This window comes from Flavobacterium sp. GT3R68 (assembly GCF_007109225.1).
Classification (GTDB): domain Bacteria; phylum Bacteroidota; class Bacteroidia; order Flavobacteriales; family Flavobacteriaceae; genus Flavobacterium.
Genome location: NZ_VJZK01000001.1, coordinates 941,601 through 964,207 on the forward strand (window position 1 = coordinate 941,601; position 22,607 = coordinate 964,207).

Annotated in this window: 18 protein-coding genes and 1 riboswitch; of the genes, 14 read left to right on the forward strand and 4 right to left on the reverse strand. The window is 38.9% G+C overall.

All coding sequences use genetic code 11. The features are described from left to right. Window positions 1-124 precede the first annotated feature (124 nt). From FNW07_RS04065 to FNW07_RS04090, 6 genes are all read left to right on the forward strand, one after another. Entirely contained in the window at window positions 125-727 is a 603-nt protein-coding gene (locus FNW07_RS04065) for a DNA-3-methyladenine glycosylase (RefSeq protein ID WP_126743747.1), read from the forward strand. Window positions 728-831: 104 nt separating this feature from the next. Beyond that, on the forward strand, window positions 832-1,362 hold the full coding sequence (locus FNW07_RS04070) for an inorganic diphosphatase (protein ID WP_126743690.1): 531 nt from the start codon (window positions 832-834) through the stop codon (window positions 1,360-1,362). A 114-nt stretch (window positions 1,363-1,476) separates the two neighbouring features. Continuing rightward, window positions 1,477-4,107 (forward strand): sodium-translocating pyrophosphatase, encoded by a 2,631-nt coding sequence (locus FNW07_RS04075; protein ID WP_126743691.1) that lies wholly within the window; start codon window positions 1,477-1,479, stop codon window positions 4,105-4,107. Between the two features lie 97 nt (window positions 4,108-4,204). Next, a complete protein-coding gene (locus tag FNW07_RS04080) occupies window positions 4,205-6,472 on the forward strand; it encodes a glycoside hydrolase family 20 protein (protein WP_126743692.1) in 2,268 nt (755 codons plus the stop codon). An 11-nt stretch (window positions 6,473-6,483) separates the two neighbouring features. Next, window positions 6,484-7,515: an isoaspartyl peptidase/L-asparaginase family protein gene (locus tag FNW07_RS04085; RefSeq protein ID WP_126743693.1), complete on the forward strand. Its 1,032-nt coding sequence runs from the start codon at window positions 6,484-6,486 to the stop codon at window positions 7,513-7,515. Next, window positions 7,512-8,189, forward strand: a complete 678-nt coding sequence (locus FNW07_RS04090; RefSeq protein WP_126743694.1) for a copper homeostasis protein CutC — start codon at window positions 7,512-7,514, stop codon at window positions 8,187-8,189. Before FNW07_RS04085 ends, FNW07_RS04090 begins: the two co-directional genes overlap by 4 nt. Window positions 8,190-8,558: 369 nt before the next feature. Here FNW07_RS04090 and FNW07_RS04095 read toward each other — a convergent pair whose 3' ends face one another. Further along, window positions 8,559-9,176, reverse strand: a complete 618-nt coding sequence (locus tag FNW07_RS04095; RefSeq protein WP_126743695.1) for a deoxynucleoside kinase — start codon at window positions 9,174-9,176, stop codon at window positions 8,559-8,561. Beyond that, entirely contained in the window at window positions 9,176-9,967 is a 792-nt protein-coding gene (locus FNW07_RS04100; protein WP_126743696.1) for a hypothetical protein, read from the reverse strand. Before FNW07_RS04100 ends, FNW07_RS04095 begins: the two co-directional genes overlap by 1 nt. 172 nt (window positions 9,968-10,139) lie before the next feature. Here FNW07_RS04100 and FNW07_RS04105 point away from each other — a divergent pair, with 172 nt between their 5' ends. Both FNW07_RS04105 and FNW07_RS04110 read left to right on the forward strand, forming a co-directional pair. Beyond that, window positions 10,140-11,060, forward strand: a complete 921-nt coding sequence (locus tag FNW07_RS04105) for a GLPGLI family protein (protein WP_126743697.1) — start codon at window positions 10,140-10,142, stop codon at window positions 11,058-11,060. A 44-nt stretch (window positions 11,061-11,104) separates the two neighbouring features. Continuing rightward, entirely contained in the window at window positions 11,105-13,858 is a 2,754-nt protein-coding gene (locus tag FNW07_RS04110) for a carboxypeptidase-like regulatory domain-containing protein (RefSeq protein WP_126743698.1), read from the forward strand. Window positions 13,859-13,986: 128 nt separating this feature from the next. Here the strand turns inward: FNW07_RS04110 and FNW07_RS04115 are convergent, their stop codons facing one another. Continuing rightward, window positions 13,987-14,343, reverse strand: coding sequence for a hypothetical protein (locus tag FNW07_RS04115; RefSeq protein ID WP_126743699.1), 357 nt, complete (start codon window positions 14,341-14,343; stop codon window positions 13,987-13,989). A 142-nt stretch (window positions 14,344-14,485) separates the two neighbouring features. After that, complete coding sequence (metK, locus tag FNW07_RS04120) at window positions 14,486-15,736, reverse strand: methionine adenosyltransferase (RefSeq protein WP_126743700.1); 1,251 nt, start codon at window positions 15,734-15,736, stop codon at window positions 14,486-14,488. Window positions 15,737-16,498: 762 nt separating this feature from the next. Here metK and FNW07_RS04125 point away from each other — a divergent pair. From FNW07_RS04125 to FNW07_RS04150, 6 genes are read left to right on the forward strand one after another with little or no spacing between them, the layout of a single operon-like run. Continuing rightward, the gene (locus FNW07_RS04125; protein ID WP_126743701.1) at window positions 16,499-16,678 is read left to right on the forward strand and encodes a hypothetical protein; all 180 of its coding nucleotides are present in this window, start codon (window positions 16,499-16,501) and stop codon (window positions 16,676-16,678) included. Between the two features lie 42 nt (window positions 16,679-16,720). After that, window positions 16,721-17,170 carry an OsmC family protein gene (locus FNW07_RS04130; RefSeq protein ID WP_126743702.1) on the forward strand — a complete coding sequence of 150 codons (450 nt, stop codon included), beginning with the start codon at window positions 16,721-16,723 and terminating at the stop codon, window positions 17,168-17,170. A 58-nt stretch (window positions 17,171-17,228) separates the two neighbouring features. Next, entirely contained in the window at window positions 17,229-18,218 is a 990-nt protein-coding gene (locus FNW07_RS04135) for an alpha/beta fold hydrolase (RefSeq protein WP_126743703.1), read from the forward strand. Beyond that, window positions 18,215-20,626 (forward strand): bifunctional aspartate kinase/homoserine dehydrogenase I, encoded by a 2,412-nt coding sequence (thrA, locus tag FNW07_RS04140; RefSeq protein WP_126743704.1) that lies wholly within the window; start codon window positions 18,215-18,217, stop codon window positions 20,624-20,626. Before FNW07_RS04135 ends, thrA begins: the two co-directional genes overlap by 4 nt. Window positions 20,627-20,639: 13 nt before the next feature. Beyond that, window positions 20,640-21,065, forward strand: a complete 426-nt coding sequence (locus FNW07_RS04145; protein ID WP_126743705.1) for an OsmC family protein — start codon at window positions 20,640-20,642, stop codon at window positions 21,063-21,065. Then, on the forward strand, window positions 21,062-22,234 hold the full coding sequence (locus tag FNW07_RS04150) for a PLP-dependent aspartate aminotransferase family protein (RefSeq protein ID WP_126743706.1): 1,173 nt from the start codon (window positions 21,062-21,064) through the stop codon (window positions 22,232-22,234). The genes FNW07_RS04145 and FNW07_RS04150 overlap by 4 nt, the downstream gene beginning before the upstream one ends. 146 nt (window positions 22,235-22,380) lie before the next feature. Next, window positions 22,381-22,483, forward strand: a riboswitch (SAM riboswitch). The last annotated feature ends 124 nt before the right edge of the window (window positions 22,484-22,607 follow it).

A 22,607-nucleotide genomic window follows, 5' to 3' on the forward strand; every position in this document is an offset into this window, starting at 1 on the left:
ATCGGAAGCTGCATAGTTTATTATAATACTTGAAGCCATTTCCTGCTGTCCGTTATATCTTTGCCTGCTTAAAGAAAGCAAGCAAAGGATGCCACTTCCATCAGGGCTACACAAAAACAAAATCATGAAACAGGCCATTATCTATCTTTCCGAAAAAGACACCATCTTCAAACAGATTGTGGATATCTACGGAATTCCTGAAATTCCCAAAAGGCCACAGGGCTTTGAAACCCTGGTGCTGTTGATATTGGAGCAACAGGTGTCGATTGATTCCGCAAAGGCCTGTTTTGGGAAGCTCAAAACCAAAGTCATCACATTAGTACCGGAAGAACTTTCAATATTATCTGAGGAAGAATTCAGGAGCGTCGGCGTCAGTCGTCAAAAAACAACTTATATCAAAGCATTATCCGATGCCATCATCAACCGTACGATTGATTTGGAAAACCTCGCATTGAAATCCGCACAGCAAATCCGGGAGGAACTAATCAAAATTAAGGGAATCGGTAACTGGACCATTGATGTCTATCTAATGTTCTGTCTTCAGTCACCAGACATCTGTCCCATTGGCGATATTGCAGTAGTTAATACCATCAGGGAACTCTGGGGATTGCAGACCAAGGAAGAGATGAGTAGCCATGCCGAAAACTGGATGCCGCACCGCTCTGCCGCCACTTTCCTGCTCTGGCATTATTACCTTCAGAAAAGAGGACGAAAAGTATCATATTAGCCATTTTGTTTTATTGTTTTTTAAGCGCGATTATTCTTGTGTACAACGTGTTTTTAGACTACTTTTGCACCCGCATAAATTAGAATTAAAGACATAAAAATAAAATGACTGCAGACAAATTAAAAACATTCGATGTACTGATCGAAATCCCCAGGGGAAGTAGAAACAAATACGAATACGATTTTGAAATAAAAAGAATGCGTTTTGACAGAATGTTATTCTCCTCCATGATGTATCCTGCTGATTATGGATTCATCCCGGAAACTTTAGCATTGGATGGGGACCCATTAGATGTTTTGGTTTTGGTAAATGAACCGACTTTCCCTGGTTGTGTAATGGAAGTGAAGCCTATCGGTGTTTTCCATATGGCTGATGATAAAGGTCCCGACGAAAAAGTAATCTGCGTGCCTGTTTCAGATCCAATCTGGAATAAGCTGGAAGACTTGTCAGATATGAATCCGCATTTGCTAAAAGAAATCGAACATTTCTTCCAGGTATATAAAGATTTAGAAAACAAAACTGTTGATGTAGGCGGCTGGGGAGATAAAAATGAAGCATATGCTATTTTGAAAGCTTGTACAGAACGTTTTGAACAAATAGAAAACAAACCGGAAGGATTATTCAGCATTAAATAATTTTTTTACCCTCGATTTATACTAAAAGCAATATTCTATTAAGAATATTGCTTTTTTATTTATAGGCGTTTAGTTACATTTACAAAAAATTAACAAAAACCAAAAATTATTTCTATGGATTCAATAATGATTTATGTGCCGATTATCATGGCATTTATTGGGCTTGCATTTATGTATGCTAAAAGGGCTTGGGTTTTAAAACAGGATGCCGGGGATGGTAAGATGAAAGAGATTTCAGATCATATCTACGAAGGAGCCCTTGCTTTTTTAAAAGCAGAATATAGATTATTGGCCATTTTTGTAGTTATTGCGAGTGTCGTTTTAGCGGGGATTACTTTTTTACCAGGTGTTCAAACACACTTATTAATAGTGGTTGCATTTATTTTTGGTGCTTTCTTTTCAGCTTTAGCCGGAAATATGGGTATGAAAATCGCAACTAAAACAAACGTAAGAACAACACAGGCAGCCCGTACCAGTTTGCCGCAAGCTTTAAAAGTTTCTTTTGGTGGTGGAACCGTAATGGGTCTTGGAGTTGCTGGTTTAGCTGTTTTAGGTTTAACAAGTTTCTTTATCATACTTTTCAATATGTTCATGGGCGGGGTTTGGACTTCTACAGAAGACATGACTGTTGTTTTGGAAACATTGGCCGGTTTCTCTCTGGGAGCAGAATCGATTGCTTTATTCGCAAGAGTTGGTGGTGGTATTTATACCAAAGCTGCCGATGTTGGAGCGGATTTAGTAGGTAAAGTGGAAGCCGGTATTCCGGAAGATGATCCTCGTAATCCTGCTACAATTGCAGATAACGTTGGAGATAACGTAGGTGATGTTGCCGGAATGGGTGCCGATTTATTTGGTTCTTATGTAGCGACGGTTCTTGCCGCAATGGTTCTTGGTAATTATGTGATCAAAGACATGGGTGGTAAAATCGTTGATGCTTTTGGCGGAATCGGACCAATCTTGTTACCAATGGCGATTGCCGGTTTCGGAATCCTATTCTCTATCATCGGAACTATGTTGGTTAATATAAAGAGTAATGATGCGAAAGAAAAACAAGTTCAGGGAGCTTTAAACGTTGGAAACTGGGTTTCTATCGTTTTGACTGCGATTGCTTGTTTCTTCCTGGTAAGATATATGCTGCCTGAAGTAATGACAATGAAATTTTTCGGAGAAGCAGCACAACAGATTTCTTCAATGAGAGTTTTCTACGCAACACTTGTTGGATTAGTAGTTGGTGGAGCGATTTCTTCAGTAACAGAATATTATACAGGATTAGGCACAGGCCCAGTTCTGAAAATTGTACAAAAATCTTCAACAGGAGCTGGAACCAACGTAATTGCAGGTTTAGCAACCGGAATGATTTCTACATTCCCAACAGTGTTAATATTTGCAGCAGCGATCTGGTCTTCTTATGCTTTGGCTGGATTCTACGGTGTGGCTTTAGCAGCTTCAGCAATGATGGCGACTACAGCTATGCAATTAGCAATTGACGCATTCGGGCCAATTTCTGATAACGCAGGTGGAATCGCTGAAATGAGCGAATTGCCAAAAGAAGTCAGAACAAGGACCGATATTTTGGATTCAGTTGGTAACACAACTGCTGCAACTGGTAAAGGTTTTGCAATTGCTTCAGCTGCATTAACTTCATTGGCATTATTTGCTGCCTATGTTACTTTTACAGGAATTGACGGAATCAATATTTTTAAAGCGCCGGTTTTAGCGATGTTATTCGTAGGTGGAATGATCCCGGTGGTTTTCTCTGCATTAGCAATGAATTCTGTTGGAAAAGCAGCGATGGACATGGTGTACGAAGTACGTCGTCAGTTCCGTGAAATTCCTGGAATTATGGAAGGAACCGGTAAACCGGAATATGCAAAATGTGTTGATATTTCTACAAAAGCGGCATTAAGAGAAATGATGTTGCCAGGGATTTTAACTATTGGTTTTCCTATTGCCATTGTTCTTTTGGGTAAATTGGTTTACATGAATAATGACGGTGCCAACTCTTTAGTTGCTGAAATGTTGGGTGGATACATGGCCGGAGTAACAGTTTCTGGAGTGCTTTGGGCTATTTTCCAAAACAATGCCGGTGGCGCTTGGGATAATGCCAAAAAATCTTTTGAAGCAGGAGTATTAATCAACGGTGAAATGACCTATAAAGGTTCTGATGCTCACAAAGCGGCAGTTACCGGAGATACCATTGGAGATCCATTTAAAGATACTTCAGGACCATCGATGAACATCCTGATTAAATTAACGTGTTTGATTGGTTTGGTAATTGCTCCGATTTTAGGTAACGGGAGTCATACAATTTCTGATAAAGTGGCATCGTGCTGCGCTACCTCAGATGCATGTACTTCGATGTCAAAAGAGGAATGTATTGCTAAAGGATGTGCCAGTACTACTTGTGAATACATGGCTCCAATGCATGCTGCAATGTCAAACAAATGCGATATGAGCAAATGTGCCACGATGACCAAAGAAGAATGTGCCAAAATGTGTGACGAAAAAGGTTGTTCCGCAGAAGAAAAAGCAATGTGTTTGTCTCATTATGATGCGGATGGAAAATTCATAGCTGGTCAAGCAATGAAAACTGAAGTTAGCAAAAGAGTGGTTATTGAATCTGAAAAAGACAATAGCGGAAAAGTAAAAGCTACGGTTACGACAACCATCAATGGTCAGGCCGATATTCAGAAGTTCGAAGGAACTGCCGATGAGGTGAAAGCTAAAGTGGATGCTTTGAAGTAATCCTTTTCGACATATAAATAAAGAAAGCCTCACAATTGTGGGGCTTTCTTATTTTTCATACTTTAGTGCAACTTAATGTTTAATTAACCCCTACGCTATGATTCGCCAAATAACATATTTTCTTTTATTATGCTGTACAATTGGATTTACCCAAAATCCATTACCCATCATTCCGCAGCCGAAAGAACTAAAAAGAATGGATGGCAATTTTACAATCAACAGAACTACGAAAATTGTAGTAAAAGAAGTTGCCTTTCAAAAAGATGCGGATTTGTTCAATCAGTTTTTGCTAATGAATTATGGTTATGAACTGCAGATTGTCAGCTACACCAAAGGCCACACCAATATAATTGAAATTCAAAGAGCAACGGAAGGAAATTCCGGAAGCTATACTTTAAATATTTTACCTTCCAAAACCCAAATCGCATCAAACGAAAGTCAAGGTATTTTTTATGCGTTTCAGACGCTGATACAATTGCTTCCACTGGAAAGGGACAAACAGATAACCCTTCCTTGTCTGCAGATTAAAGATGAACCAAAATACCAATGGCGGGGCATGCACCTAGATGTAGGTCGCCATCTTTTCCCCACGGCATTCATCAAAAAATACATAGATTACATGGCGATGTATAAGATGAACACATTTCATTGGCACCTGACGGAAGACCAGGGCTGGCGTATTGAAATAAAAAAATATCCAAAACTAACCCAAATAGCGGCCTGGAGAAAAGGTTCGATTGTAGGGCATTACCGCGACCAGATCTATGACACAATTCGGTATGGCGGTTTTTACACTCAGGACGAAATCAAGGAAGTTGTCGCTTACGCAAAAAAACGTCACATCACCGTCGTACCGGAGATTGAAATGCCCGGACATTCACAGGCAGCTTTGGCGGCTTATCCGGAATTGGCATGCACCAGTGGTCCATTTGAAGTTGCGACAAAATGGGGTGTTTTGGAAGATGTCTATTGCCCTAATGAAGCAACGTTTGAGTTTTTGGAAAATGTGCTGACAGAAGTCCTGGAACTGTTTCCATCCGAATACATTCACATTGGGGGCGACGAATGCCCGAAAATCAGATGGAAAAACTGTGCACATTGTCAGGCTTTGATTAAAAGCGAAGGTTTGAAAAACGAACACGAACTACAGAGCTATTTCATTAAAAGAATCGAGAAATTCCTGAACTTCAAAGGGCGAAAAATAATTGGATGGGATGAAATTCTTGAAGGTGGATTGGCTCCCAACGCCGCAGTGATGAGCTGGCGTGGTACTCAAGGAGGAATCGACGCTGCCAAACAGCACCATAATGTAGTAATGACTCCGAGTTCCCATTGTTATTTTGATCACTATCAGGGCGATCCAAAATACGAACCAATTGCAATCGGAGGATATACCCCGGTTGAAAAAGTGTATGCGTACGACCCAACACCGGCTGCTCTTTCACCTGAAGAAGCAAAGTATATTATGGGCGCTCAAGGAAATGTCTGGACCGAATACATCAACACTCCCGAACACGTGGAATACATGACTATGCCCCGTATGGCCGCTTTAGCTGAAGTGGTTTGGGGAACTTCTAATCCTAATAATTATAAAGATTTTCAAAATAGGCTGTTGCAGCATTTTGCTGTCTTAGATAAAATGGGTGTCAACTATTCGAAAGCCATATATGGTGTTACTTCAAAAGTCGCAGAAACTACTGATGGTAAAGGCGTATTCCTTACTTTTTCGACAAATTTCTCTGATTCAGGAATACGTTATACAACCGACGGAAGTGACCCAAAGGAAACTTCAAAAAGATACGCAAACCCGATACTGATTGATAAAAGCACTACTGTAAAAGCGACACTCTTTGAAAACGGAAAACAATTAAGCCCCATAATCGAACAGGCTTTCGCCGTGTCCAAATCAACCGGTAAAAAAGTGACCTTAAAAACGCCGCCTCATCAGAATTATAACAAAGGGGGCGCGTTTGCATTGGTCGACGGAATGCTCGGCAGCCGACTAGAGCAAGGTTTTGATTGGCTGGGATTCTTAGGAAAGGATTTGGAAGCGGTTATTGATTTAGCAGAAGTACAATCTGTTTCTAAAGTAGCTCTGAATGTTCATTCCAATGAATTGAATCGCGTGTATTATCCAAAAAACATCATTATCTCGGTTTCTGAAAATGGAACTGATTTTAAAACGGTTAAGGAAATAACATTACAGGAAATCGAAAGAATGAAGGGTAGCGTAATCGTGGATTTTACTCCTGTCAAAACAAAATATGTAAAAGTAATAGCTCTAAATGCAGGAAAAATTCCGGAAGGGAAAGTTGGCGCTTCAGCTGATGCATGGTTACTCATTGACGAAATCAGGATCGACTAAAAATTAAAGATATGTCAAATCGTAGGAATTTTTTAAAAACAACGGTGATGGCCTCTGTAGCTGTTGCGCTTCATTCATTTAAAGGAAAACCAGATGCGGAAGAAGAAACTTTCATATCCGGAAAAGTAAAAACCCGAGCTGCAGGCGAACGGAGCGAAGCTAAACCAATCGTACTATCCACCTGGAATTTCGGAATAAAAGCCAATGGTGCCGCATGGGAGATATTGAAAAATAAAGGGCGCGCTTTGGATGCAGTTGAAGCCGGAGTCAGGGTTCCTGAAGGTGATCCAAAAGAACGAAGCGTAGGTTATGGAGGAAGACCCGACCGTGACGGACACGTAACCCTTGATGCATGCATTATGGATGAAAAAGCAAACATTGGCGCCGTCGCTTTCCTGGAACATATCAAACACCCCATTTCAGTTGCAAGGGCCGTGATGGAAAAAACGCCGCACGTGATGCTGGTTGGTGAAGGAGCCTTGCAATTTGCTTTATCACAGGGTTTCATAAAAGAAAATTTGTTGGTGGAAGATTCCGAAAAGGAATGGAAAGAATGGCTTAAACAAAGTAAATACCAGCCTGCGGCCAACATTGAAAACCACGATACTATCGGAATGATTGCCTTGGATGCTGATGGTAATTTATCCGGTGCTTGTACTACCAGCGGATTGGCTTATAAAATGCACGGTCGCATTGGGGATTCGCCCATAATCGGAGCGGGTTTGTACGTCGATAATGAAATTGGCGCCGCGACTGCTACCGGACATGGAGAGGAAGTAATCCGGATTTCCGGCTGCCATCTGGTAGTAGAATTGATGCGACAGGGTAAATCACCACAAATGGCGTGTGAAGAGGCCGTCAATAGAATAGTAAAACTGACGCAAATCAGAAATAAAAACCTAAAAGACATACAAGTTGGTTTTATTGCATTGAATAAGAAAGGGGAATATGGAGCCTATTGTGTTCAGGGCGGATTCAATTTTGCCGTAAACGATGCTTCCGGAAACCGATTAATTAATGCCGATTACTTTATGAAACCATGATAGAAAACCAACTCGAAATTGCCTGCTTCAATCCGGAATCAGCGATTATAGCACAACAAAACGGAGCTGATAGAGTAGAATTGTGCGCCAATATCCATGAAGGCGGAACTACCCCTGATTTGGAAATAACACATTCCGTCCGTGCAGCAGTAACCATTGATTTGTATGTGATGATTCGGCCGCGCGGAGGAGATTTTGTTTATTCCGATGCCGAATTCGAACAGATGAAATCAGGAATTGCCCAATTTAAAACGTTGAATGTAGATGGTTTTGTTTTCGGGATTTTAAATGAGGATGGAACCGTCAATAAAAAACAGAATACTGAATTGGTCCGGGCAGCCCATCCAAATCCATGTACATTTCATCGCGCTTTTGATGTGGCAAAAGCGGTCTTTCAATCTTTGGAAGATGTTATTGATTGTGGCTTCAAAACGATACTCACTTCCGGTCAGGGAGAAAATGTTGTCGAGGGAATTCCTGTTTTGTCCCAATTGGTAAATCTTGCGAAAGGCCGAATTGTAATTATGCCGGGGGGAGGCTTGCGATCTTTTAATATTGGAATGCTGCAATTCGAAACACAGGCTGCTTTTTATCATTCTTCCGCCATTACGGATAATACTGGGATTTCATCTGGAGATGAGGTAAGACTTCTGAAGGTGAATCTTCAGCAATGAGCAGTGCTCTCTACACAATTACTATATGATACTTTGGAATGAAAATTAGAGACCAATTATTCCATTTTTTAACAAATAACACTTTTTTGTTGGTTAGGCTTATTTTCCATTGAGGTACAAGGTTTTTTAACACCACAACTTTGCAAGATAAAGAAAAGTAATAGTAACGCACAAGCAGATTTACTTTTTAAATTTTGAAGCTTCATGATTCCTGGATTTTTAATTAATAATAGTAAAATTATAGATTCATGATTTAAATAAAATTTTGGATAATAAAATAAAGACACTCTAATTACTTGATATACAAAGGTATAAAAATAATAAAGCCTCCCGACTGGAAGACTTTATTATTTTTTGTAAAAGGTAAAACTAAAACAACCCGCCATTTAACTCGGCGTCAATGCGGTTTAAAATGATTCCTAAATCTTCCGGATTGTCAACAAAATTAATATTGTCTACATCTATAATGAGCAGTTTTCCTTTATCGTATGTTTGGATCCAAGCTTCATAGCGTTCGTTCAGACGACTCAGGTAATCAATACTGATGGTGTTTTCATAATCGCGACCGCGTTTGTGGATTTGATTCACCAAATTCGGGATCGAGCTTCTCAGGTAAATCAGCAAATCCGGGCCTTCCACCAATGTTTCCATCAATTCAAATAACGACGTGTAGTTCTGGAAATCACGGTTTGTCATCAATCCCATAGCGTGAAGATTGGGAGCGAAAATATGCGCATCCTCATAAATTGTCCGGTCCTGGATGATTTTTTTGCCACTTTCGCGAATCTGCAATACTTGGCGGAAACGACTGTTCAGGAAATAAATCTGCAAATTGAACGACCAGCGTTCCATCTGGTGATAAAAATCATCGAGGTAGGGATTGTCAACAACGTCTTCAAAATGGGGTTCCCATTTGAAATGTTTCGCCAATAACCGTGTCAATGTTGTTTTTCCTGCGCCGATATTCCCTGCTACTGCTATGTGCATTATGGTATTGTGATTTTATAATTTATAATTCCTGTGGTGGTAAAAATAGATAAAATTTGGTCTTTGTAGTAGAAATTTTTAAAGGTTTTCTCAATATTAACAATCGTGTAAATTACATTCTTTTGTAAATCGTGCAGAAAAAGTTTCCCGTCTTTATAAAAAAGAATGCCCTTGTTGGTAACGGACTGGATTTGGTCGAAATCGGCCACTTTTCCCAAGGAAGTAACTTTTCCAAAAACATCACAGGAATACCAGTTTAATTTTTCATCAATCCATTGGAATGTATTAAAATCGGTTTCATAATATTTAAAATTTGCCTGAAAGGAAAGTGCTATGGATTGATACGTATTTTTCTGATAATCGAAAAGTCCAATTTGCTGGGATAAACTATTGTAGATCCACAGCCGATTTTGGGAAGCAATTCCAAGTGCTGCAGCCATTATCGGGATTTCATTTTCAGAAAAATTGATTTTATGAACTTCATTTAATTGGTTGTCTAGTATAACGGCTGAATTGAAATCTTCATAAAACAAGACGATTTTTAGGGGATTCTGCAAATCCACTTTTGTGATTTTTCCTAATGAAACGTTTTTGTATTCTGAAATTTTGCCGTCGAAATGTTTACTGATAACATTATCTTTTGTCAGGTAATAAGCACCCAAAGCATCGAAACCCAAGAATGAATCTGCATTAATTAACTGGTCCGACAAAGGGATTGCCAACAGCTTTTGATCCTGCGCTAAAGCGGAATTCATTGATAGTACAAAAAAAAGCAGCAGTAATTTTTTCATAGAAAGCTAAAATACGATTAAACTTTTTAGATGCAAGAATGTCTTACTCTTTATTTTAACAAAACATTTGTAACAAATGGACCTTCAAGTCGTCATATTTGTTATGTCAAAAATAAAACCAATTGTCATGAAATCAACGATTAGCCAATGCCAACAAACAATCCAAAATTGTATGAGCAAAAAAATAGTTGCCTCCATTATACTGATTGCTGCCTCTTTTTTCCAGATGCAGGCTCAGGAATTTCAAGGAATGGCTGTATATGAATCGAAAACCAGCACTTCTGATTTTAAGACCCGAATGGAAGGCAATAAGGACATCACTCCCGATATGCAGAAAATGATTGAAGACCGTATGAAAAAAATGTTCGAAAAAACATTCATCCTGAACTTTAATAAGTCGGCATCCATCTATAAAGAGGAAGAAAAACTGGACGCACCCGGACAAGGTGGAGGTGGAATGCGTATGATGAGTTCTATGTTGGGCGGCGGTGGAACGCATTATAAAAATGTAAAAGACAAATCGTATATCGTTGATAAGGAGTTTATGGGGAAAGAATTTTTAATCAAAGACTCTTTACCTGCATTGAATTGGAAAATGGAAAGTGAAACAAAACAAATAGGTGGTTACACATGTTTTAAAGCAACAGCAGTCCGCCCTGTAAGCAAATCCGATTTCAGAAACTTCCGTCCTAAAAAAGAAGAAGACAAAAAAGATCCGGCAAAAAAAGACGCGGTAAAAACAGAAGACAAAGCCAAAACAACCAACTTTATGGATGATTTCGAATTACCCAAAGAAATCACCATTACCGCTTGGTATACTCCGGAAATTCCCGTTAATCAAGGCCCGGAAAATTATTGGGGGTTACCGGGATTAATCCTAGAGGTAAATGATGGAAAAACAACCATCTTATGTTCCAAAATCGTATTGAATGCAAAAGAAAAAGTAGATATTAAAGCACCGACAAACGGAAAAGTAATTTCTCAGAAAGAATACGATGAAACGGTAGTTAAAAAAATGGAAGAGTTCAGGCAAATGAATCAAGGGCAAGGACGTGGAAATGGCAGCGGAATGCAGATGAGAATTGGAGGATAAATTTAAAGTATCCAAAGTATCAATTTCCTATCTTAAAGCCTGACATGAAAAAAACAGTTCTCCTTATAATTATATTGTTCTCCACAGTCTCCTATTCGCAAAGCATCAAATTTGAAGGTGTTATTCAGGATAACGCCAATAAACCTTTGGAAATGGCAAACGTTATGGCCGTTAATACCATAACCAAAGCAATGGATTCGTATGGAATTACGAATGATAAAGGAAAATTTCAGTTGACATTGAAACCGAATTCGACTTACAGCATTAAAGTAAGTTACCTCGGAATGCAATCGAAAGAGGTGGCAATTACTACTAAAACTGAAAATATTTCCCAGAAAATAACCATGGAAGCGGGTGGAATCGAATTGGAGGGTGTCGAAATCGTACGTGAAATGCCGGTTTCAATCAAAGGCGATACCATAGTTTACAATGCGGATTCCTTCAGATCAGGAACCGAACGAAAACTGGAAGACATACTGAAAAAGTTACCGGGCGTTGAGGTGAATGCCGATGGCGAAATCGAAGTCGAGGGGAAAAAAGTATCCAAATTAATGGTCGAAGGCAAAGATTTCTTTGATGGAGACACTAAATTGGGAGTAAAAAACATTCCCGCAGATGCGATTGACAAAGTGCAGGTACTCAGAAATTTCAACGATGTCAGCTCCTTAAAAGGACTGGAGAACGGCGACGAGAATATTGCAATGAACATCAAACTCAAAAAAGGCAAGAAGAATTTTTGGTTTGGTGATATGAATGCCGGAATCGGTGTCGCAGATGATGAAAGCCGATACGTCATCAATCCCAAATTATTTTACTACAGTCCGAAATATAGCATCAACCTGATTGGGAATTTCAATAATATAGGGGAATTGCCTTTTACGATGCAGGATTATTTCAAATTCACCGGTGGATTCCGAAGCATGATGAAGAAAGGCGGGACCAATTTTAATGTCTCTTCTAATGATTTAGGATTGTCGATATTGCGGAACAACCGGGCCAAGGAAATCGAAACCCAATTTGGCGCAACCAATTTTTCATACAATGTCAATAAAGCCTGGAGTTTGAGTGGTTTTGCCATTGTTTCTTCTACTATAACCGATTTGGAAACGGCAAGCCAAAACAACCGTATTGACCAAATCAATAATTCCACTTTTACAACCAATCAAATCACGCAGGAAACGACCCATCAAAAAAGTAATTTAGGGCTTTTCAAAGTGAGCTCCAGCTATAAACCCAATACCAAATTGCAGTTTGATTATGATGTTTTGCTAAAAACGTCCAGGCAGGATGAAGATAATAACCTGTTGTCACAATTAACGACAACGGATGCGAATGGTTCCGAAATCAACGACAATCAAAATATTCTTAGTGTCAAAAAGCAGGATCCAATCTCTGTCAATCAGAATCTGAGTCTCTATTATACCAAAGATGACAAGAATGTATTTGCGGTCGAAATGCAGCACCTGTATCAGGATGAAGACCCTTTTTACAATGCGAATTTAGGACGAAATCCATTTCCCGATTCTGTAATCAACCCAATGGATCCGGATAATTTAGGAATTGAGGATCAAGGTCCTGGCGGTAGATATAATTTGACTCAGAATCGATTTGTGAAAACCAACAAAACCGATGCTAAATTTGATTATTATTATATGCTTACCCCAAAAAGTAATATAAATGTCACTTTAGGTGATACGTATTCCTACCAGGGATTTGATTCCGATATTTTTCAGATTTTGAACGGAGGCATTGTAAATGATATGAATGCAAATTCTATAAATGATGTAAAGTATAGTTTTAATGATGCTTTCCTCGGTTTGCACTACAAATTCATTACCGGAAAATTTACGTTCAATCCCGGTTTCAGTGTACATAAATACAACACGGCTAACGAACAACTAGGAACTACAGCCGACGATGATTTCTACCGTGTGCTTCCTGATGTGTATGCTTTATACCAAATCAAAAAAGCCGAAACATTGACGTATAACTATTCCGTTACAAATGATTTTACCGATATCAATAAATTGGCAGAAGGATATACGCTGACAAACTACAATTCGTTATTCAGGGGAAACAGAACGTTGGAAAATGCGCTGTCGCAAACCCATTCGCTGCGCTACTTCAAATATAATATGTTTAATTTCGAGAATATTTTTGCCAATATCAATTACACACGAAAGGTAGATGCGGTGAAGAGTATTGCGAATTTTGACGGAATCAATCAGTCGTCCACGCCGTACAATTCCAATTTTGCAGACGAAACACTTTCCGGAGCCGCAAGTTACGGGCGATCTTTTGCCAAGAACTATAAAGCTTCCGTAAATTTAGGTTTGCTTTGGTCCAAATTCAACAACATTCAGAACGATAAACCTAAAGCAACCGAATCATTCACTCAAAGTTATACGGCGAAGATATCCACCAATTATAAAAACTTCCCCAATCTGGAAATCGGTTACAATCTGACGGTTAATGATTATGAAACGACTACTTTTTATACAGAAAAACCGTTCGCCAAACTGGATTATTACTTCCTGAACAGTTTCTCTTTTGTAGCCGAATATGAGTTCTATCACTATACCAACAATACCAAAACGGTCGATAACGAATATGATTTCTTAAGTGCGAGCCTTATATACCAAAAGAAAGACAGCAAATTCGAATACAAGTTGAGCGCGACTAATTTGTTGAACACGACTTCATTAAATGATGATAGTTTCTCACAATTTCAAACCAGGACATCACAATATACCGTGCAACCACGATATCTGATCTTATCGCTGAAGTATAATTTGTAGCTATTCCCGCTGTCCGCTATATCTTATGCTTTTTAAAGAAAAAGCAAAAGGATGCCGCTTCCATCGGGGCTAAAAACAAAAAACCTGACTACATCAATAGTCAGGCTTAGATTTTTTTTTAAAATTATTTATTGTTTCACTCCTTCAAAAGTATATTTAGAATTTGCAATAATAGTTATAGTATTTGCATTTAGATTCATTGAAATAGAAGTGCCATCGACCAGTTTACCAACAAATCCATCTTGCCCATTGGGAGTTATCGAGCTAATATTTTTGTCACCAATGTTAGAAGCGCTCTCGATTGTAGCTATATAGCAACCTTTTTTAGTGAGTTTTACAGTGGAAGCGCTCATCTGTCCGTTAATTGTAATGTTTCCATCGTAGGTTCCGGTATAAGAATCGTTAAAACAAGAAACTGAATCATCTTTCGAGCACGATGTCGAAAATAACACAGTTGAGAATAATAAAATAAATAGGTTTTTCATAACTTTAAGATTTAGATAAAATTTATTAATATGAAAAATATAAAACAGTGACGGAGTAACCTAAGTATTTAACTTTATTCATGTTATAATTAACCTATCAGTTTATTGTTTTGACTTAATCTGGTAATAATCCTACGCTAACTTAAATTCCGAATTCGCTTTTAATCGTTTCCACAAAATCTAATTTCTCCCACGTAAACAATTCCACTGTAACCGTTTTCTCGTTTCCTCCCGGAGCCTTGAATGTTTTGGTCACCGTTTCTGATTTACGTCCCATATGTCCGTAAGCAGCGGTTTCGCTGTATATAGGATTTCTTAATTTCAATCGTTGCTCAATAAAGTAAGGACGCATATCAAAAATAGCTTCCACTTTTTTAGCGATTTCACCGTTTGTCAGGTTCACTTTTGAAGTCCCGTATGTTTCCACAAAAATTCCCATTGGTTTAGCTACTCCAATTGCATACGAAACCTGTACCAGGATTTCGTCAGCAACACCTGCTGCAACTAAGTTTTTAGCGATGTGACGTGTAGCATATGCTGCACTTCTGTCCACTTTACTTGGGTCTTTTCCGGAGAAAGCACCACCACCGTGAGCTCCTTTTCCACCATACGTATCCACAATAATTTTTCTTCCTGTCAAGCCGGTATCACCGTGAGGTCCTCCAATTACAAATTTCCCAGTTGGGTTAATGTGGTATTGGATTTTATCATTGAATAAATGGGCGTACTGTGGACTGTTTTTGATGATTCGAGGAATTAAAATTCCAACCAGATCTGATTTGATTTTCGCAAGCATGGCGCTTTCTTCATCAAAATCATCATGCTGTGTCGAAATTACAATCGCATCAATACGAACCGGTTTGTTGTTGTCATCATATTCCAAAGTCACCTGCGATTTTGCATCGGGACGCAAATACGAGATTTCTTTGTTTTCACGGCGTAAAACCGCTAATTCCTGTAATAATTTATGGGATAAATCCAAAGCCAATGGCATGAAATCTTCGGTTTCGTTGGTCGCGTAACCAAACATCATTCCCTGATCTCCGGCACCCTGATCTTCCGGATTGGCTCTTTCAACACCTTGGTTAATATCGCCGGACTGTTCGTGAATAGCCGATAAAACACCACATGAATTGGCCTCGAACATATATTCACTTTTCGTATAACCGATTTTTCGGATTACATCACGCGCAATCTGTTGAACATCTAAGTACGTTTTTGATTTTACTTCCCCGGCAAGAATTACCTGGCCGGTAGTTACCAACGTCTCGCACGCCACTTTGGATTCGGGGTCGAAAGCTAAAAAGTTATCAATTAATGCATCCGAAATTTGATCCGCAATTTTATCCGGATGTCCTTCGCTCACAGATTCTGACGTAAATAAATAAGCCATAATAATATAGTTTTTTTAAATTAAAGCGAGGAAAAATAATTGCAGGGGAATACTAAAGGAGAGTTTCTGCTTTAGCATTTTTTAACGAGGTTGCAATCAGTTCAAATTTTTCCTCTAATATGGTTGCAAATGTATGAAACGATTTTGATTTGCAAATTAATCCTGGCTTTTTTTTCGTTTTTTTATGCAATTAATTCTGAAAACCAGCAATTATGGAATTCTTTGCAAAGCTGTACTTAAGTACTATGCAATTATTAATTATTCAACGGAAAATGTTAAAATGCGCTTTTTCATTTGGTAAATCAAAAAATAGTTCGGAGGTTTGCATTATCAAAATCAGATAATAAAAACTAAAATGAATTCAATTAAGCGTCATATGTGCTATTTTATGTGGAAGTTTTCCGCAGAGGACACTATTGCTTAATTTTTAGATTCAATTCAAAAATATACAGCTAAAGCCTCTGCCAAACCGCAGAGGCTTTTTTTGTTTTATGCCGATTCAAAACCGGAAGAAGAAAATACTAACAGCTGAAACCAATTCAGCAAATTTAAAGCAGAATGAAAACTATAACGACAAAAAACATTTTTATGAAACGCCGTATGATGTGCATGTATATGCATATCCCCCATTGCCATTGCCGAAAGCGGAAGATCTGATCTTTGTTATAGTTCAAACTATAAGCCCTTTTGGTAAATATTCCAAAAGGGCTTTTTTATTATCCTGAATTCACTTCAGAAGCAACAATTAAAAATATTAAAAACATGAAAACAACAAATAAAATCTTAAAAATAGCGCAATTGATATTAGTTATCATTTTTCAAAATAAAACAACAAAAAGCAAATCCTTGTTAGGACAATTAGAAAGCGGTCTGTTCTCAAACGATACCGATTCCTTGTTGTTTCTGATCAATGCCGAAGAGGATGAGTTTCTTTTTATATAAACTAAAAAATTAAACGAATAAAAACAACATAAAATAAATAGCATGAGCACACAAACCATCAACGTAATCGGATCGGCCACAAATAACAATCAGTTCGCTGTACAAGCACAGGATTTCAAAATAAAATTTAACAACGATGCCAACAACGGAGTCTGGGAAACACCCAATCCGTTGGAATATGTATTGGCTGGTTTCGCCGGTTCCGTCAATGCTGTCGGACAAATTGTTGCCTTGGAATTAGGTATTGAATTGCAATCGCTTCACGTCGAAATTTCGGGAACTCTAGCGGATAAAAGTAAAAAAACGCAGAAAGGCAGAGTCGGTTTCCAGTCTATCGAAATTGTCGTAAAACCAATTTCTGATGCGCCTTTGGCACTGCTGAAACTATGGATAGACACGGTCAAAGAAAGATGCCCGGTTCGAGACACTTTGCTAAATACCACACCGGTGCTGCTGACCTTGATCAAGGAATACTCGCAAGAACCGAAATAAATATTAAAAAAATCATTGTTGTTCAAGGGCTGTTTTTCAGTCTCTCTTTAAAATTATCATGGAAAATTTAGAAAAAATAACACTTGCTCCCTTCATTACCGAAACCGGAAGAATCCAAAAGAACTTACCACTGTTCTTTCAGGTTTTTGGACAACCAATCGGAAAATCGCCAATTGTGTTGGTCATTCATGCACTGACAGGGAATTCGGAAGTGGCGGGGGAAAAGGGTTGGTGGAAGGAGGTGATCGGGCCTGATCTACCGATTGACACCAATGAGTTTACGATAATCGCATTCAATATTCCAGGTAATGGATTTGATGGTTTAAAAGAAAACCTGATTTATAATTACACTCATTTTACCGCAAGGGATATCGCCAAAATATTCTGGAAAGGCTTACAGCAATTGCAAATAGAAAAATTGTTTGCGGTCATTGGCGGAAGTTTGGGAGGAGGAATTGCATGGGAAATGGCTATTCTCAACCCAATTGGAATCGAAAACCTAATTCCGATTGCTTCCGATTGGAAAGCCACTGATTGGGTAATTGCCAATACATTGGTGCAGGATGAAATTCTGAACAATTCGAATTATCCGATTCCTGATGCAAGATTGCATGCTATGCTGTTATACAGAACACCACAATCGTTAAAGCAAAAATTCAACCGTCAGAAAAATGATCTTAAAAATATTTTCCAGGTCGAAAGCTGGTTGTTTCATCACGGCGAAAAATTGCAGAAACGATTCCAATTGTCCGCTTACAAAATGATGAATCACTTGATTAAAACGATAGATATCACCAGAAACAGAAAGGATTTTTTGAGCGTGGCCAAAGTAATACAAGCCAATATTCACATTGTGGCTGTCGATAGTGACCATTTTTTCATTGCGGATGAAAACAGGGAAACCTACAGCGATTTAAAAAAAATAAAACAGAACGTCTTTTACCATGAAATAAAATCGATTCACGGTCATGATGCTTTCCTGATAGAATACGAACAACTGAATGTCATATTGAACAACGTCTTTATAACCAATAAACAACCTATATGAAAATTTTAAAATTTGGAGGAAAATCACTCACGTACGGAGATGGATTTGAAAAATCGGTGGAAATTATTCTGGAAAAAATAAGGAACGATGAAAAAATCGCGGTGGTCGTTTCGGCAATCGCCAATGCAACCGATGAGTTGGAACAGATTCTCGAGAAAGCGGCCAAAAACGAGATTTATCTCGAGCAGCTCGATACGTTCAAAAAATACCAACAGTCAAATTTTTCAGTGGACTTGTCCGAAGAGTTTCGGCTTTTGGAAAAAACCTTCGAAGGCGTTGCTTTATTAGGTGATTACAGCAAAAAAATAAAAGACAATGTGTTGGCGCAAGGCGAAGTCATCTCGGCAAAAATGGTCACGCAAGCTTTAAAAGACAAAGGAATAAATGCCAATTTTTCGGACACACGCTTATTGATCAAGACCGACGGGAAGTTTGGCGACGCACAGCCGTTGGAACAGGTATCCAAAAAAAATGTCATCAATCATTTCAAGACCAACAACGGTACAACGGTCAATATTGTAACCGGTTTTATTGGTTCCAATATCAATAACGACACTACGACTTTGGGCAGGAATGGCAGTAATTACACCGCTTCGCTGATTGCGAATTATCTGGACGCTGAAGAATTGCAGAATTATACTCATGTCGACGGGATTTATACCGCCAATCCGGATTTGGTATTGGACGCCAAAAAAATCGATCAGTTGTCATTCAATGAAGCCAATGAACTGGCCAATTTTGGCGCAACAATCCTCCATGCCAAAACGATCATTCCCTTGTTGGAAAAGAATATCCCGCTTCGGATTCTGAATACGTTTAACCATGAAAATCAGGGTACTTTAATTACTTCTGCTGCGGATACTGCGGGAATCAAATCGCTGTCAGTGCTTGAGAATGTGTCTTTGGTGAATCTGGAAGGCCGCGGGCTTTTGGGTAAAACGGGTATCGATGCACGAATTTTTAAAGTGATGGGCGATCATGATATCAGCGTCAGCATTATATCTCAGGGTTCTTCCGAAAGAGGAATCGGAATTGTGGTCGCTGCCGATAAAGCATCAAAAGCCATTATTGAATTGGAAAAAGAATTTGAAAATGATTTCTATTCGAAAGACGTCAATAAGATTTCAGTGACCGATAATGTTTCAGTGATTTCAATTATTGGCCAGGATTTAAGCACGTTTCATAAACCCTATACTGCGTTAATCAAAAATAAGATTGTGCCGATACTCTTCAACAATACCGTGACAGGCAAAAATGTGAGTCTGGTAGTGCATAAGTCACAATTATATAAAGCACTCAATGTGATTCATGGAGAAATTTTCGGGGTTTCCAAAAAAATAAACATTGCCATTTTCGGTCATGGTGTCGTGGGAGGAACGCTAATCAGCCAAATTTTGACATCGGCCGAAAGCATTGAAAAACGCAAAGCCATTAAACTGAATATTTTTGCCATCGCGAATTCCAAAAAAGTGTTATTGAACAAAAACGGAATCACATCCAATTGGGAAACCGAAATCCAAAATAACGGAATTTCATATACCATTGAAGATATTATCGCTTTTGCCAATGAACATCATCTTGAAAATTTAATTGCTATCGATAATACGGCAAGTAGCACGTTCGTCGAAAATTATATTCCACTGGCGGAGAGTAGTTTCGATTTGATTTCTTCCAATAAAACGGCCAATACATTAAGCTATGATTTCTACAAAAAAATCCGCAAATCCCTCGCCGACAACCAAAAGAATTATTTGTATGAAACCAATGTAGGTGCCGGTCTACCTCTTATCGACACCATCAAATTACTGCACCATTCCGGTGAAAACATCACGAAAATCAAAGGAGTGTTTTCGGGAACCTTAAGTTATCTGTTCAATCATTTCTCTTCAGAAGACCGGCCTTTTAGCGAAGTGTTGCAGGAAGCCATCAACAAAGGTTTCACCGAACCAGATCCACGGGATGATTTGAGTGGCAATGATGTCGGAAGGAAATTATTGATTTTAGCCCGGGAACTTGATCTGCAGAATGAATTCGATGAAGTCAATATTCAAAATTTAATTCCCGACAAATTGATCAATGGCGATAAATCTGATTTTCTGAATCGTTTAACCGAGATGGATGCGGAATACCAAGCAATTAAAGAGAACCAAAAACCGAATCACGTATTGCGATATATTGGGGAATTGTCCGGAGATTTACAACAACAGAAAGGAAATCTGGAAGTGAAATTAGTTTCAGTTCCCGTCGATACAGCATTAGGCCAATTGAAAGGTTCCGATTCATTCTTTGAAATCTATACTGAATCTTACGGCGACCGTCCTATTGTCATTCAGGGTGCAGGGGCAGGTTCGGCGGTGACCGCCAGAGGAGTTTTTGGGGATATTTTAAGACTATCAGAAAAAGGATAAAAACAATATACACATGAAAATAACATTAAACAGAATCAACGACAATTTCCATTTTCAACTAAAAAATGAAAGAGGCCACATTGTAGAATTGGACAGTAAGTCCGAATTTGGCGGCAATGATTTGGCCCCAAGCCCCATGGAACTATTACTGATGGGAGTGGCAGGCTGCAGTGCCATAGATGTAATTTCGATACTCAAAAAACAACGTCAGCAAATCATTTCGTATAAAACAGAAGTGGAGGGTATCCGGGAACAAATTATGGACGCCAAACCTTTCAAAATCATCGATGTTACGATTTTTATCGAAGGGAAAATCACAGCAGAAAAAGCGCTTAAAGCCGCAGAGCTTTCTTTTGAAAAATATTGTTCGGTTTCCAAAACATTAGAACCAACAGCCAAAATCAACTATAAAATAGTTTTAAACAATATAATATTATGAGTGAAACGCAATTTGGTTTTGAAACCAAAGCCATCCGGACTCAATTAGAACGGTCGCAATATCAGGAACATTCGGTGCCCTTATATCTGACGTCCAGTTTCCTTTTTGAAGATGCCGAAGACATGCGCGCTTCGTTTGCAGAGGAGAAAGAAAAGAACATTTACAGCCGTTTCAGTAACCCGAACACCAATGAGTTCATTGATAAGATCTGCCAGATGGAAGGCGCCGAAGCAGGTTACGCTTTCGCCACAGGAATGGCGGCTGTGTATTCGACCTTTGCGGCGTTGCTGAATTCCGGGGATCACATCGTTTCGGCCAGCAGTGTTTTTGGTTCTACACATACTTTATTTACCAAGTATTTCCCGAAATGGAATATCGAAACCTCGTATTTCAATATTAACGAACCGGAAACGATTGAGAATTTTATTCAGCCCAATACCAAAATCCTGTACGCGGAATCACCAACGAATCCCGCAGTGGACATTTTAGATTTGAAATATTTGGGCAAAATCGCCAAAAAACACAGCTTGCTACTAATCATCGACAATTGTTTTGCGACACCGTATCTCCAAAACCCAATCCAATTTGGGGCCGATTTGGTAATTCACTCTGCCACGAAATTAATCGACGGTCAGGGACGTGTGCTCGGCGGAATTACGGTCGGCCGGGAAGATTTAATCCGGGAAATTTATTTGTTCTCCCGAAATACAGGTCCTTCATTGTCGCCTTTCAACGCCTGGGTATTATCCAAAAGTTTGGAAACATTAGCTGTCAGGGTCGAAAAACATTGTGAAAATGCGTTAAAAGTTGCCCGGTTTCTAGAAAGCCATACCAATGTAGAACTTGTGAAATATCCTTTCCTGAAGTCGCATCCGCAACATGAAATTGCCAAGAAACAAATGCGTCTGGGAGGAAACATCGTTGCTTTCGAAATCAAAGGCGGCATCGAAGCTGGACGCAAATTCATAGACAAAATAAAACTCTGTTCGCTGTCGGCAAATCTTGGTGACACCCGGACCATCGTCACGCATCCGGCCTCAACAACCCACAGTAAATTAACTGAGGACGAACGATTGGCGGTTAGTATCACCGATGGATTGGTACGGGTATCGGTCGGATTGGAAACGGTTCAGGATATTATCGATGATTTAAAACAGGCTTTGGAATAATAGCTGTATTTTAGATATAAAATCTATATACTCGATATTAAACAGAATAAAAATCTAATGTAGCATTTAATTAAAGTAGATTTTAGAAAATATTTCCGAATCTGATTTTTATTGTTACATTTGCAGTGTTCATACACACACTGATTTTGTTATCACGAAAGGCCGAGGGATTAGACCCAATGAAGCCTTAGCAACCCTTTATCCGTAAAGAAGGTGCTAAATTCTACCAAGCAATTGGATAGATAACGACAGAATACTTCCTGAGTATTCCCTCGACTTTTCCTGATTACTTATCGCTATTTTTTGAAGCAGACGGCTTGGGTACTTCAACCAATCCTGTTCCCGCTTTTTGTTGCAATCTTTTATTTTTTAA

Coding starts and splice junctions, on each gene's coding strand:
- FNW07_RS04085 (WP_126743693.1), top strand. CDS start 6,484: ATGTCAAATCGTAGGAATTTTTTAAAAACAACGGTGATGGCCTCTGTA.
- FNW07_RS04080 (WP_126743692.1), top strand. CDS start 4,205: ATGATTCGCCAAATAACATATTTTCTTTTATTATGCTGTACAATTGGA.
- FNW07_RS04110 (WP_126743698.1), top strand. CDS start 11,105: ATGAAAAAAACAGTTCTCCTTATAATTATATTGTTCTCCACAGTCTCC.
- FNW07_RS04125 (WP_126743701.1), top strand. CDS start 16,499: ATGAAAACAACAAATAAAATCTTAAAAATAGCGCAATTGATATTAGTT.
- FNW07_RS04135 (WP_126743703.1), top strand. CDS start 17,229: ATGGAAAATTTAGAAAAAATAACACTTGCTCCCTTCATTACCGAAACC.
- FNW07_RS04130 (WP_126743702.1), top strand. CDS start 16,721: ATGAGCACACAAACCATCAACGTAATCGGATCGGCCACAAATAACAAT.
- FNW07_RS04115 (WP_126743699.1), bottom strand. CDS start 14,343: ATGAAAAACCTATTTATTTTATTATTCTCAACTGTGTTATTTTCGACA.
- FNW07_RS04090 (WP_126743694.1), top strand. CDS start 7,512: ATGATAGAAAACCAACTCGAAATTGCCTGCTTCAATCCGGAATCAGCG.
- metK (WP_126743700.1), bottom strand. CDS start 15,736: ATGGCTTATTTATTTACGTCAGAATCTGTGAGCGAAGGACATCCGGAT.
- FNW07_RS04075 (WP_126743691.1), top strand. CDS start 1,477: ATGGATTCAATAATGATTTATGTGCCGATTATCATGGCATTTATTGGG.
- thrA (WP_126743704.1), top strand. CDS start 18,215: ATGAAAATTTTAAAATTTGGAGGAAAATCACTCACGTACGGAGATGGA.
- FNW07_RS04105 (WP_126743697.1), top strand. CDS start 10,140: ATGAGCAAAAAAATAGTTGCCTCCATTATACTGATTGCTGCCTCTTTT.
- FNW07_RS04150 (WP_126743706.1), top strand. CDS start 21,062: ATGAGTGAAACGCAATTTGGTTTTGAAACCAAAGCCATCCGGACTCAA.
- FNW07_RS04100 (WP_126743696.1), bottom strand. CDS start 9,967: ATGAAAAAATTACTGCTGCTTTTTTTTGTACTATCAATGAATTCCGCT.
- FNW07_RS04095 (WP_126743695.1), bottom strand. CDS start 9,176: ATGCACATAGCAGTAGCAGGGAATATCGGCGCAGGAAAAACAACATTG.
- FNW07_RS04065 (WP_126743747.1), top strand. CDS start 125: ATGAAACAGGCCATTATCTATCTTTCCGAAAAAGACACCATCTTCAAA.
- FNW07_RS04145 (WP_126743705.1), top strand. CDS start 20,640: ATGAAAATAACATTAAACAGAATCAACGACAATTTCCATTTTCAACTA.
- FNW07_RS04070 (WP_126743690.1), top strand. CDS start 832: ATGACTGCAGACAAATTAAAAACATTCGATGTACTGATCGAAATCCCC.